The 12541-nt window shown below is 54.0% G+C and carries 13 protein-coding genes and 1 tRNA gene; 12 read left to right on the forward strand and 2 right to left on the reverse strand.

Going from position 1 to position 12541, the window contains the following annotated elements; translation table 11 throughout:
- Window positions 1-247: 247 nt before the first annotated feature.
- The 6 genes from DFP94_RS13860 to DFP94_RS13880 all read left to right on the forward strand — a co-directional run bounded on the left by DFP94_RS13860 (window position 248) and on the right by DFP94_RS13880 (window position 5066).
- Window positions 248-946, forward strand: a complete 699-nt coding sequence (locus DFP94_RS13860; protein ID WP_114497055.1) for an N-acetylmannosamine-6-phosphate 2-epimerase — start codon at window positions 248-250, stop codon at window positions 944-946.
- A 109-nt stretch (window positions 947-1055) separates the two neighbouring features.
- On the forward strand, window positions 1056-1214 hold the full coding sequence (locus DFP94_RS25535; RefSeq protein ID WP_181873145.1) for a hypothetical protein: 159 nt from the start codon (window positions 1056-1058) through the stop codon (window positions 1212-1214).
- Complete coding sequence (locus DFP94_RS13865; protein ID WP_181873146.1) at window positions 1214-2152, forward strand: ROK family protein; 939 nt, start codon at window positions 1214-1216, stop codon at window positions 2150-2152. The genes DFP94_RS25535 and DFP94_RS13865 overlap by 1 nt, the downstream gene beginning before the upstream one ends.
- A 149-nt stretch (window positions 2153-2301) precedes the next feature.
- Window positions 2302-3162, forward strand: a complete 861-nt coding sequence (locus tag DFP94_RS13870) for a MurR/RpiR family transcriptional regulator (protein ID WP_342768250.1) — start codon at window positions 2302-2304, stop codon at window positions 3160-3162.
- A 144-nt stretch (window positions 3163-3306) separates the two neighbouring features.
- Window positions 3307-4059 carry a class I SAM-dependent methyltransferase gene (locus tag DFP94_RS13875; protein ID WP_114497056.1) on the forward strand — a complete coding sequence of 251 codons (753 nt, stop codon included), beginning with the start codon at window positions 3307-3309 and terminating at the stop codon, window positions 4057-4059.
- Window positions 4056-5066 carry an MBL fold metallo-hydrolase gene (locus DFP94_RS13880; RefSeq protein ID WP_114497057.1) on the forward strand — a complete coding sequence of 337 codons (1011 nt, stop codon included), beginning with the start codon at window positions 4056-4058 and terminating at the stop codon, window positions 5064-5066. The genes DFP94_RS13875 and DFP94_RS13880 overlap by 4 nt, the downstream gene beginning before the upstream one ends.
- 88 nt (window positions 5067-5154) lie before the next feature.
- Here the strand turns inward: DFP94_RS13880 and DFP94_RS13885 are convergent, their stop codons facing one another.
- The gene (locus tag DFP94_RS13885) at window positions 5155-5721 is read right to left on the reverse strand and encodes a phosphatidylglycerophosphatase A family protein (protein ID WP_114497137.1); all 567 of its coding nucleotides are present in this window, start codon (window positions 5719-5721) and stop codon (window positions 5155-5157) included.
- 194 nt (window positions 5722-5915) lie between these two features.
- Here DFP94_RS13885 and DFP94_RS13890 point away from each other — a divergent pair, with 194 nt between their 5' ends.
- The 3 genes from DFP94_RS13890 to DFP94_RS13900 all read left to right on the forward strand — a co-directional run bounded on the left by DFP94_RS13890 (window position 5916) and on the right by DFP94_RS13900 (window position 8543).
- The gene (locus DFP94_RS13890; RefSeq protein WP_114497058.1) at window positions 5916-6995 is read left to right on the forward strand and encodes a GerMN domain-containing protein; all 1080 of its coding nucleotides are present in this window, start codon (window positions 5916-5918) and stop codon (window positions 6993-6995) included.
- A gap of 151 nt (window positions 6996-7146) precedes the next feature.
- Window positions 7147-7908: a ribonuclease PH gene (gene rph / locus DFP94_RS13895; protein ID WP_114497059.1), complete on the forward strand. Its 762-nt coding sequence runs from the start codon at window positions 7147-7149 to the stop codon at window positions 7906-7908.
- The gene (locus tag DFP94_RS13900; RefSeq protein WP_114497138.1) at window positions 7908-8543 is read left to right on the forward strand and encodes an XTP/dITP diphosphatase; all 636 of its coding nucleotides are present in this window, start codon (window positions 7908-7910) and stop codon (window positions 8541-8543) included. The genes rph and DFP94_RS13900 overlap by 1 nt, the downstream gene beginning before the upstream one ends.
- A gap of 67 nt (window positions 8544-8610) precedes the next feature.
- On the opposite strand, the gene asnB is transcribed toward DFP94_RS13900, so the two are convergent.
- Window positions 8611-10455 (reverse strand): asparagine synthase (glutamine-hydrolyzing), encoded by a 1845-nt coding sequence (gene asnB / locus DFP94_RS13905; protein ID WP_114497060.1) that lies wholly within the window; start codon window positions 10453-10455, stop codon window positions 8611-8613.
- A gap of 153 nt (window positions 10456-10608) precedes the next feature.
- On the opposite strand from asnB, the gene DFP94_RS13910 reads away from it, so the two are divergent.
- The 3 genes from DFP94_RS13910 to DFP94_RS13920 all read left to right on the forward strand — a co-directional run bounded on the left by DFP94_RS13910 (window position 10609) and on the right by DFP94_RS13920 (window position 12277).
- Complete coding sequence (locus tag DFP94_RS13910; protein WP_114497061.1) at window positions 10609-10935, forward strand: hypothetical protein; 327 nt, start codon at window positions 10609-10611, stop codon at window positions 10933-10935.
- Window positions 10936-10943: 8 nt separating this feature from the next.
- Window positions 10944-11300, forward strand: a complete 357-nt coding sequence (locus DFP94_RS13915) for a hypothetical protein (RefSeq protein ID WP_114497062.1) — start codon at window positions 10944-10946, stop codon at window positions 11298-11300.
- Window positions 11301-12203: 903 nt separating this feature from the next.
- Window positions 12204-12277: transfer RNA gene (locus DFP94_RS13920), tRNA-Arg, on the forward strand.
- Window positions 12278-12541 lie beyond the last annotated feature (264 nt).

A 12541-nucleotide genomic window follows, 5' to 3' on the forward strand; every position in this document is an offset into this window, starting at 1 on the left:
TGGTCAAAGCAACTAGCCGGATGAAAACACCTATAATTTATTTAAAGCGGATGCCAAAAAAGGGTTTACAAAGGAAATGCCTCATCCTATAATAAAGAAAAAAACCACTTTTTAATTTAAAAAAGGAGATAATATCCCATCGACTCATGTCAGCTTGATCGGATATTTTTTTGAACAGAACTGGAGAAAATATTCCTTTTAACAATTGCTATTGAAGAATTATACCAAAATTATCGGAGGTCTTTTCATGACACATCCCTTGATTGAATCCCTTCAAGGCGGGCTGATCGTTTCCTGCCAGGCGCTCGAAGGGGAACCGTTCTACGGAAGCGAATATATGGCCCGGTTTGCGATATCCGCCGAAAAGGGGCATGCGGTGGGCGTACGGGCAAATACGCCGTCCGATATCAGGGCGATCAAGCGTGTGACGAAGTTGCCGGTAATCGGCTTGTGGAAAAGGGAATACGCCGGATATGACGTTTATATAACGCCTACTTTGGAGGAAGTGGAGGGCGTCATTGCAGCCGGGGCCGACATGGTTGCCATGGATGCGACCCCGCGGGATCGTCCCGACGGGATGCCGCTCAAGACTGTGGTGGAGAAAGCCAAGCGGGCCTATCCCGAAGTGCTGCTCATGGCCGACGTATCCACGGTGGAGGAAGGCGTCGCGGCCGAGAAGCTTGGCTTTGACCTCATTTCAACCACCTTGTCGGGGTATACGCCGTATAGTCGCCAGTCGAAGGAACCCGATTTTCAGCTGATTGCCATGCTTAGCCGCAGTGTTAGTATTCCCGTACTGGGAGAAGGAAGGATCCACAGTCCCGAACAAGCGGTCCGCTGTTTGCTGGAAGGAGCGTACTCCGTAGTGATCGGAGGGGCCATCACAAGACCCGATACGATCACCAGAAATTATACCGAAGCGATGGCACGCTATGTGCATGGCTGATCTTTTTGCCTGCCGATGCAAAAACATTTTGTTTGCGGCATTTGCGGCGGGTGCGGTCAAAGAATAGAAGCTGCCCTGGTAAACTCTAGGTTAAGGTTGGTGTTATGCGATGACGACAAAAGTGGTGTATTTACCCTTGGATGAAAGGCCATGCAACAATTTTTACCCGCAGCAGGTTGCGGACCACCTGAAGGTTCAATCCGTATTCCTGCCGTGGAGCCGGATGTTTGAGGTGGCTTTCGCCTTGGAAACGGGAGGTGTCCGCTAATGGTCGTGAGTGGCGATGTCGCGATCGGAATCGATCTCGGAGGAACGAATATCAAGGCGGGCCTTGTTACCGGCGATGGGGCCATCATCCATCGCCTTAGCCTGCCTACGGAGGCTCAAAAAGGTCCCGAGGCGCTGATGGACCGTTTGGCCGAGATCATCTCGGCTTTACAGGCTTACGCCCGGGACCGGGCCTGGGAAATCCGCGGCGTCGGCGTAGGCTCCGCCGGGCAAATTGATAGCGGGAAGGGCGTCGTCATGGGGGCGACGGCCAATTTGCCGGGTTGGGCCGGCATGAGACTGTCCGAAAGGCTCCAGTCCCGGACCGGGCTGCCCGTCGCCGTTGACAACGATGCGAACGCGATGGCCTTCGGCGAAGCCTGGGTAGGCGCCGGCCGGCATTGGCGCGATTTTGTTTGCGTCACGCTGGGCACCGGTGTCGGCGGCTGCCTGATTCTCGGCCGCCGTCCTTACCGCGGCAGGGACGGATTTGCGGGCGAGTTCGGACATCATGTCATCGAAGGGGGCGGGATTCCATGCAATTGCGGTCGGATCGGGTGCTGGGAACAGTACGCATCCGTAACGGCATTGATGCGGATGGCCCGTGAACGTGAGAACGCAGACCTGCTCGCCACGCCGAAGGGCATTTTTAACGGCGCCAGGGAAGGATACGGACCGGCGCTTGATCTCGTAGACGGTTATGCGCGGTACATTGCCATGGGCCTTGCAAATCTGATCCATTTGTTTAACCCGCAAGGGATCGTAGTCGGCGGCGCAGTGACGGAGCAAGGGGATTTTCTCCTTGGCCGGATTAGGCAGGCCGTTGCCGGATGCTTGCTCCCTGTTTACGGGGAAGCCGCCGAAGCAACCCCGATCATTTCCGCCGAACTGGGCAACGACGGAGGCGTCATCGGAGCGGTTGCGGGATATTTTATATAAAGAATCACAAACATGAGTCGTTTGGCTCTTCGACAAATACGATTGCCATTTTCCGGAGATGATGTAGACTTATATTATGACATCACATGCGGTGGAATATCGGGCTATGACTGCAAAGTAAGTTTATCGTGCCTGAAAGGGGAATTTATTTGTCAAGCGAACAAGCAATGGGAAAGACGCTGCTTTCAATCCGCAGCCATTTGAACGGATTGACCAAAACGGAACAAAAGGTGGCCCATTTCATTCTGGATCATGCCCAGGATGTAATTTATCACTCGGTCACGGAACTGGCGGAAAGGGCGGATGTAGGGGAAACTACGGTGCTGCGGTTTTGCCGGAAATTGAAATTTCAAGGGTTTCAGGATTTCAAGCTTTCGCTGGCCCAGGATTTGGTCAAGCCTTCGGATCGTTTATATAATGAAGTTACTGAGGAGGACGATGCCTCGACCTTGAATCGTAAGGTGATTTCCATGCATATCGGGGCTTTGGAGCAAACGTCGGAGCTGGTCAATTCGGAACAACTCGAGCAGGCGATCACTTTGCTTCATCAAGCGGACAACATTCATTTTTTTGGCGTAGGTTCTTCGGGATTGACGGCGCTTCAGGCCGCCCATAGCTTTTCCCGGATCGGCAAGCGCAGCCAGGCCAAGACGGATACGCATTTTCAGGCCATGGCCGCTTCGCTCATGCGTCCCGGTGACGTGGCGGTGGGAATTTCGATCTCAGGAAGCACGAAAGATACGATCGAAACCCTGAGTCTGGCCAAGAAGGCCGGGTCCAAAATCATAGTGATTACGAGCAATGCAAGATCTCCGATCACCAAGTTGGCGGATATCGTACTGCTGATGGTGGCGAGGGAGACTCCGCTCCAAGGGAGTTCGCTGTCGGCCAAGATTTCCCAATTGGTCATCGTGGATATTTTGAATGTCGGCGTTACGCTCAAGTTTAAGGAAGAAGCGTTGAAATTCAGGGAAGTGACGGCCAAAGCCATCACGGACAAGCTGTATTAAAAAATAGAAAGCATGAAGACCGGGGCCTTTGCCGCGGTTTTTGTGTCTTTTTCGTTTGTTTCAGGCGGTTTCAAGAGGTACAATTAAGGATATGAACAGATAGATAGCGTGAGTGAGAGGCCGGAGGTCGGGAGGGAGACTAGCATGGCGGAATGGTATGAAGAGAGTTTTGGCGAAGATTATTTGCTCGTTTACAAACACCGCGACATACAGGGGGCAAAACGGGAAGTACATAAGATGATAGCCTGGCTCGACTTGGCGCCGGGAGCCAAGGTGCTGGATTTATGCTGCGGGATGGGGCGGCATTCCATGGCGCTCGACGAAGCGGGATATGTAGTGACCGGAATCGATCTCTCCGAGGTCCTGCTCAGGGAAGCGCGTAAAAATGATCCGGAAGGGCGGGTAACGTGGCTGCAGGGAGATATGCGAAATTTACCGCTGGAGGGCGGATTCGATGCGGTCGTCAACCTGTTTAGCTCCTTCGGCTACTTTGAGCAGGATGCGGAGCACGTTAAAGTGTTGAAAGAAATTCACCGGATGCTGAAACCGCAGGGAAGGTTCATTATCGACTTTCTTAACGCGGACTATACCGCCGCCCATCTGGTTCCGGCTTCCCGGCGGGTGGATGACGGCCAATTGATTACCGAACAACGCTCTATCGAAGACGGCTATGTCAAAAAGAAAATCTCCATCACCAGAGTTGAGGGGGAAAATGGCAATTGTCCGGAGAACCCGAGAAATTACCTGGAGCGGATTAAGCTGTATAGAAGCGACGACTTTGCGGCAATGTTGTCTCAGGCGGATTTGGTTCTGGAAAAAATCCACGGGGACTATAACGAGGAAGAATACGACCCCTCGGCTTCGCCCCGGATGATTATCGTGGGGAGAACCCTATGAGCGCCGCGGATATCCTATCGTGGGAACCGGAGGAGCTGACCCGGGTCCGCATTTCGATGGCCCCGCCGCTGCGCTGGGTCAACAGCTACCTTCTTCGTGGCGACGAAGGCGTTACGATTGTCGACCCCGGCCCCCGGTCGCAAGTGACGGAAGAGGAATGGCGTACAGCTTGGAATGAGCTGGGCATGACGCCTTCGGATATCTCCGGCATCGTGCTGACCCACCATCATCCCGATCATTACGGCTTGGCCGGCTATTTGCAGTCGCTGTCAGGAGCTCAGGTTTTCATGTCGCGGCGGGCGCATGAGGAGAGCATGCGGATGTGGGGGGAGGGCAGCGGCATGAACGAAGCGCTGCTGCAACTCTATTGTAAACACGGAATGCCGCGTGTCTGGTATGAACAGCTTCCCTTGCATCTGGAAAGTTTTCTTCCTGAGGTGACGCCGGACCCGGTGGTTACTTATCTCGCAGAGGGGGAAACGATAGTGATGGGCGGGCGGAACTGGACGGGGATCGAGAGTGCGGGCCACGCGCCCGGACATCTATCGTTTTACGATCCGGAGCGTCGCCTGATGCTTTGCGGGGATGCGGTTCTGCCGCAGATTTCCCCCAATGTCAGCCTGCTGCCGGGCAGCGATCCGCAGCCGCTAAAGTCGTTCCTGGACTCGCTCATCAAGTTGGGTGCCTACGAGGTGGACAAGGCGTTTCCCGGGCACAGAAATCCGTTCCCGCATTTTGCGGAGCGCACCCGGGCGTTGCTTGCGCATCATGAAGAGCGCCTGGACCGTATTGAGGCGATACTGGCGGAGCGGGATGTAACCGGTTTTGACGTCTGCGCCGCCCTCTTCGGTTTAGAACTCGGTATTCACCAGATGCGGTTCGCCATGTCGGAGACGCTGGCCCATTTGACGGAACTGGTCCGGCGGGGGCGGGCGGCCGAAATCGGCAACCCGGACGGAAGCCGCGTGTTCCGAATTCAAGGCCGCCATGAGTCTTCAGCAAAATAAAAACGCCCGTTTGGGGGGCGTAACTAAATCAAGCAACCTGAGTCCGGTTCTTCTCCGGAGGAAGGTTGCTTGATCGTATTATTGGTTATTAACGCACGATGTCTTTGCCGAGCGTCTCTTCGCCCTGCTCCTGTTCCCGCTCCGTTTGTTTGCGGTGGGCGATCCGGCTGCTGGCCGAGGCGGCTACCGCGCCTACGATATCGTCCAGGAACGTGTTGCACGGACCAAGCGTTTTATCGTTCAACTTCTCCAAAACGCCCGGTTTCAACTTGTCTACATAACCGTAGTTGGTGAACCCGATGCTGCCGTATACGTTGACGATGGAAAAGGCCAGGATTTCGTCCACGCCGTACAATCCCTCGTCATTGGAAATCATGTCCTGAAGCTCCGGGATCAGCAGTTCCTGCTCGGCGAGAATATCCAATTGGATGCCGGTCAGCACGGCGTTTTGCACCTCCCGTTTGCTAAGCACCTGCTCCACATTGTGGATGCATTCCTCCATCGTCAAATTCGGATAATATTTTTTCTGAAGCAGCATGACCAGTTCCGCGATTTCTTCGATTTTTATGCCCCGTTTCTGGAGCCACGCCTTGGTGGCGTCGGCCACTTTTTTGCTGTTCAGGCTGTAAGGCGCTTTTGTTTTTCGTTGTTCCATCTCCATCCACTACTCCTCCCGATGTTCGAGGTAAACTCGCATTTATTTAGAAACATAGCTATGATGCAGTCTGTCCACCTTCTTGAAAAATATAGTTATTTTTCGAAAAAGGGGCTCGTATACATAGTAATAGAGGTTGTTCAAAAAGTCATCTTTTGGACATATCCAAGATCAGGTTAGGAGGATACCGGATTATGAAATGGAACCGCCATTTACGCAATACAGCCGCAGCGGGAGTGTTAACGATTCCGCTCTTGCTGTCGGGCTGCAGCTTGCTCGGGATAAACCCTTCGGCATCGATCGACCCGCCCCCAAGTGATGTGGAGGCGCAGATGCTGCAGTCTCTCGAGCCAACAAATCAGACAAGCCAGACAAGCAAGGCAAACCTGGATACGGAGGAAGCCTCGTCGACGGTCTATTTGAAGAACGAGCAGGGCTGGCTCGTGCCCGTTTCCTTGCATCTCCCCAAGGGCGAGGCTGCGGACAAGCTGAACCGGATGCTGGGCGTGCTGATCGAGAGCGGACCCTACCAGGGAGTCGTTCCGGCGGGATTTAGCGGAGTGCTTCCCGCAGGCACGGAAGTTAAGGCGGTCACGCTGAAAAAAGACGAGAAACTTGCCATCGTGGAATTCAACAAGTCGTTCGGCAATTACGAAGCGGCGAACGAGCGGAAAATTCTTGAGGCCGTTACCTGGACGCTACTCGGGGATCAGGATATCGAGCATGTCCAGCTGTGGATGGATGGGGCGAAGCTGAATGAAATGCCAGTAAACGGAACGCCGCTGGATCGGCCGCTGAACCGGTCGCTTGGCATTAATCTGGAGTTGGGCGACGGCGTAAGCCTGTCCCAGACCCGACCGGTGACGGTCTTCTTTACGGCGTCCACGCCGGGAGGAGTTCAGTATTTCGTACCGGTAACCCGATTTGTGTCCGCGGATAAGAATCCGGTGACGGGCGCCTTGGGCGAACTGATCAAGGGACCGTCCCGGGGAGACGGCCTGGAGCGGGTGATGACGGACAATACGGTGCTAAAAGCGGTGGAGCTATCGGAGGATGGCGTGATTACGGTCTCGATTGAGGACGATATGTTTGAAGCCGGGGAAAAGCCGCCGGCGCAAATGCTGCAATCCCTCGTGCTGACGGTGACGGAGAACGCCAGGGACAACAAAGTGCGGATTTGGCTTAACGGACAAAAAGACGTGATCGGCATGGACAATGAGAAGTACGGGGAACCGGTGCTTCGTCCGGAGAGCATCAACGAAATTCCGTTCTAATGCGTAGTCTACATTACAGGACCTGCTGAGGCGGGTCTTCTTTTTTGAATTCGATATCCTTTGACAGGTCAGGAATGGAAAGGTGCTTTTATGCCTACACTTTGGTAGAATAGGGAAAGCAAAAAGACAGCATGAAACGTAGGAGGCAGTAATGATGAGAACTAACGGGCGTGAAGCGAACGAGCGGCGGCCGATGAAATTGACCGTGGATATTAATAAATATGCGGAAGGCTCGGTGTATATCGAAGTCGGGGACACCAAAGTCATGTGTACGGCTACGGTGGAAGAGAAGGTCCCGATGTTCATGAAGGGCCAGGGAAAAGGCTGGGTTACCGCCGAGTATTCCATGCTCCCCCGGGCGACGCAAACCCGTAATCAGCGTGAGGCCGCACGCGGCAAACTCAGCGGGAGAACGATGGAAATCCAGCGCCTCATCGGCCGCGCACTGCGGTCGGTAGTAGATCTGCAGGCGCTCGGGGAACGGTCCATTACCATCGACTGCGATGTGCTGCAGGCGGACGGTGGAACGCGGACGACGTCGATCACCGGTGCGTTCATTGCGTTGGCTTTTGCCGTGAACAAGCTTGCCTTGAAGCATTCGCTGCCTGTTTTTCCGATTACGGATTATCTGGCATCTGTCAGCGTAGGCGTCGTGGGTCAGCAAATGCTGCTCGATTTGAACTATGAAGAGGATTCCAAGGCCAAGGTCGACATGAATGTCGTGATGACGGGACAAGGCCAATTCGTTGAAGTTCAGGGAACCGGGGAAGAGAAGCCGTTCTCGCGGCAAGAACTGGACGGACTGCTTGCCCTCGCCGAAAAAGGAATTCAGGAAATGATTCAGCAGCAGCGCGACGCATTGGGACCCATCGCGCTCAAAATCCGGGGCGGCGAAACGGGAGCGAATGCATGATGCGCGAGGAACAACCGGTAATTATCGTTGCTACCCGGAACCAGGGCAAAGTGCGCGAATTTGCTCATGCCCTTGAGTTCCTGGGCAAGCCGGTCAAAAGTATGAACGATTATCCGGAAGTGCCGGATATCGTGGAGGACGGGAAGACTTTTGCGGAAAATGCCCGCAAAAAGGCCAAGACCGCCGGGGATCTGCTTGGACAACCCGTTCTGGCTGACGATTCGGGCCTCTGCGTCGATCGGCTGGACGGAGATCCTGGCGTATATTCCGCCCGCTATGCCGGGGAAAATGCATCGGATGAGGAGAACAACCTGAAGTTGTTGTCCGAATTGGAGAAGCAGCAACAGGGCGAAGATACGGAACAGCCGCTGCTGAGCACGGCGCGGTTCGTATGCCATCTGGCCCTGTATGATCCGGCCACGGGGCAATTCACCGAGGCTTCCGGCACCGTTGAGGGTTGGGTCACCTCCGAGCCGGCGGGAGGCGGAGGCTTCGGCTATGACCCGCTGTTCTACTTGCCGGAGTACGAGAAGACCCTCGCCGAGCTGACCCTGGAACAAAAGCAAGCCGTCAGCCATCGCGGTGCGGCGCTAAGGGAATTGACCGCCAAGCTGAATGAGGCGGCCCGGGCCTAAACAATGAAAAACCTTGGTTCTTCCTTTGAGGAAAGAGCCAAGGTTTTTTTGATTATCTTCAGGCCGGCTACCGGATCGCCACGTGGTAGGCCGTTAGCCAATGGTTGACCTGGGCCAGGTAGGCGAACAACTGCGGCCCCGACATCAGCTGGCCGAACCAGGGAAGGTTGGATGAGGCTTCCGGCGACGCGGCAATCTCACGGATCCGCGCGGCATCGATGAGCGGCAAAATCGGTGAGGACGGATTGTCGAGAATATCAAGCATTTGCCCTTTGACGGCCTCCAAATAAGCGGGATTATGCGTTTTGGGATAAGGGCTCTTTTTGCGATACAGGACATCATCCGGCAGAACCCCTTCGAGCGCTTTGCGCAGAATACCTTTTTCCCGGTCTCCGGTCGTTTTGATCTCCCAGGGAACATTCCAGACATACTGCACGAGGCGATGGTCGCAATAAGGAACGCGCACTTCGAGTCCGGCGCCCATGCTCATCCGGTCTTTCCGGTCAAGCAGGGTCGGCATGAAGCGGGTGATGTTCAAATACGACATCGTTCTCATCCGGGCCTGTTCCGCCGTTTCTCCCTCCAGATGCGGCACTTCGTCCACCGCTTCGGCGTACCGTTCCGCCACATACTGCTCCGGGGCGATCCAGTCGCGGATTTCCGGCGACAGAAGTGAGGCTCGGAGTCCTGTCGCTACGGACCATGGAAAAGTACCGGCTCCGAGCAATTCTTCGCGGTGAAACCAGGGGTAGCCTCCGAACACTTCATCCGCGGCTTCCCCGGAAATGGCGACGGTGGCCCCCTTTTTGATTTCCCGGCAGAACAGCAGCAGCGAGCCGTCCACATCGGCCATCCCCGGCAGATCGCGAGCCACGGTGGAGTCCGGCAACGATCCGATCAGTTCGGGCGTATCGAACGAAATCCAGTGATGTTCTGTGTCCAGTTCCTCCACCATGCGTTTGATCCAAGGGGCGTCGGCTCCCGGCTGGTAGCTGTGGGCTTGGAAAAACTTATCATTATCGACGTAATCCACCGAATACGTGTGCACTTGGCCTTGGCCGGTCCGCCGATAATAATCAACGGCGAGAGCGGTCAGGGCGCTGGAATCCAGGCCGCCGGACAACAGGGTGCATACCGGAACATCGGAAATCAGTTGCCGTTCCAGCGTATCCTGAAGCAGGGTGCGGATGTTGGCGGCCGTTTGGTCGACCGTGTCCGCATGGGGCTCGGCTTCAAGCTTCCAATAGGCATAGGAGCGGAGGCCTGAACGGTTGTAAATCATCACATGGCCTGGACGCAACTCCTTCATATTCCGATAAACCCCATGCCCCGGTGTCCGGGCTGGTCCGATCACGAAAATTTCGGCTAGTCCGTCAGCTCCGACGACAGCTTCCGCTTTAGGGTGTTGCAGGATCGATTTCGGTTCCGAAGCAAAGATCAGCGTTCCATCGATCTCGCTGTAGAACAACGGCTTGACGCCAAGCCGGTCCCTGGCAAAGAACACGTGCTGCCTTTCGCTGTCCCATACCGCAAAGGCGAAAATGCCGTTCAGCCGGTACACGCAGTCCGGCCCCCACTCGATATAAGCTTGCAGAAGCACCTCCGTGTCGCAATTCGTCTTGAACGCACGGCCCCTTCTGCGGAGTTCATCTTTTAATTCCGGTGCGTTGTAAATCTCTCCGTTATATACAATCGTATACGTAACTTCTTCCTCCTGGATGACCATCGGCTGGGCCCCGTTTTCGGGATCCATGACGCTCAGCCGCCGGTGGCCGAACGCGCACGGCCCGGAAATCCAGGTTCCCTGGGCATCCGGACCTCTCTTTTCCAAACAGGATGTCATTGACAGCACCAGGTCCAGTTCCGTCGTCAAATCCCGACTCCATTCGATAAATCCGGTAATTCCGCACATGCCGGTTTCTCCTCTCTATGTTGCTTCCATATCCCTCTTCGTTCGGGTGAAAAGTATTAACAAATTATGCCCGGAAAGAGCATAAAATGTCTGTCCTCTAAGGAAAACTATGACTAATAAGGGGTGGTTTTCCCCAGCTTGGGAGGGATGGCGGTGGAAAAGAAGACGTACTATGTATCCTTGCAAGGACGTTCTTTGTTGGAGGAGCAAGGCGCCTCAGGGTATGAATGGGTGATTCGGGCGACGCCGGAAGAAGCTGACACGATAAGTCATATGTTGGAACAAATTGATGAAAAAGAAGTGAGCAGCTTTTTTGCATTCACTTATCCATGGCCGGATTCGCCCGAGGAAGATGTCAATGCCGGGTATCAAAGCAATTTGGATGCACTATACCGTCATATATACTCCCTCGGCACCGAGGAGACCCGCGAGCAGTTGCATCGCTCGTTGGGCATGGGGCCGGGCGGGGAGAAGGAGTGACAGCGCAGATGTACTATATCAAGGATGCCACATTCCGAAGAATCACGGAGTATGACGGTACCGCATGCGCGGAGATCCAGGTGCGGCCGGGAGCCGTCGGAGACCCGGATCTGTTACTGTATATCGCCCGTTCCCCCGGGGACGGGGGAGATGGCTACGAGATCATTCGCATGATCCGCAGCGATGCCGACCTGGAAACGGACTGGTTCGATAACAGCATGCATCAAGCTACCGCCGTGGTCGCCGAGGAGGATTTCTGCGACTCGGGCTGGCCCGCTCCGGAGAAGCAGCGCGAGCAATTCAAACAGCATCTGCTCGCGCGCGAAGACATTGTCTCCCGGTTGAAAAAGGAGCTCCCCCGCTAATGCCATGGCTGGCGCGCTTGTTTGATGTGCTGTAGACTTATGTGCTATTAACTGAGCGCTCTTATTTGAAGAGTTCCTGACTGAAGAATTCTTGAATAATGAGTTCCTAGCGGATGAACTTTAACTGGCATGACTAACTAGTATGCTTTCGTCGTTTGTCTGGCAATCGTGGAATCAGCATTGAATGAACATCTGACTGGTGGAGAGACTGGAGGACTGGTAGCTTAGCTTGTGGCGCGTAATTAGCAAGTGTCGAACATGAATAGTGACTAGTTAAATTTGTGGAGTAGCATAGGACAGCGTACAGCCAGTATTTGACCATAGATGGGGTAACAGTAACTAGTGTGCGACTAGAATATGATTGGCATGTGGTTAACGGTAGCTATTGTGCGATTAGAATATGATTGGCATGTGGTTAACGGTAGCTATTGTGCGATTAAAAATTTGATTGGCATGTAACTAACAGTAGCTTTATCGACCGGGGAAGGATTTCACTCGCCTAATTCTTTACCGTCACCGGCTAACGGACACCAGAGCCGTTAATTCGTCACCGGCTAACGGACACCAGAGCCGTTAATTCGCTAAAAATGGGTTGTTTTTTATTTTAACGGACACCAGAGACCTTAAGTAATCAGAATTAACCCCAGAATGGGCTATTTTCGTAAAATAACGTCCCCTGTGTCCGTTAGCGATTCCAAAGCATCAAAATCGCCTGGTTAACGTCTCCTGTGTCCGTTAAAAAATTTGACCGTTAACCATGCTCAGGATCCAAACTCTTACTGTCTTCGGGACCTGTTGCAGCTTTATTTCCAGCAGATGTTAATAATCGTCAAATAAATCCCCTTTGAAAAAAGCTAAGGATGCGTTATAATAATTAACGCATCCCATTTTTACATACCATATGTCCCAGTAGCTCAGCTGGATAGAGCAACGGCCTTCTAAGCCGTCGGTCGGGGGTTCGAATCCCTCCTGGGACGTAGTCAAGAGCCAGTTCATAGCGAACTGGCTCTTTGCGTCTCATGGGATGAGAACCCCTAAAAGGGGTTCGTCGTAGTGAGTCCAATTCGGCGCTTAGCGGAATGTTGGAGGAACGGAGTCTCGCGCGGAAGCGCGAGTACCCTCCTGGGACGTAGTCAAGAGCCAGTTCATAGCGAACTGGCTCTTTGCGTCTCATGGGATGAGAACCCCTAAAAGGGGTTCGTCGTAGTGAGTCCAATTCGGCGCTTAGCGGAATGTTGGAG

Origin of the sequence: Fontibacillus phaseoli, assembly GCF_003337355.1 — a bacterium.
Classification (GTDB): domain Bacteria; phylum Bacillota; class Bacilli; order Paenibacillales; family Paenibacillaceae; genus Fontibacillus; species Fontibacillus phaseoli.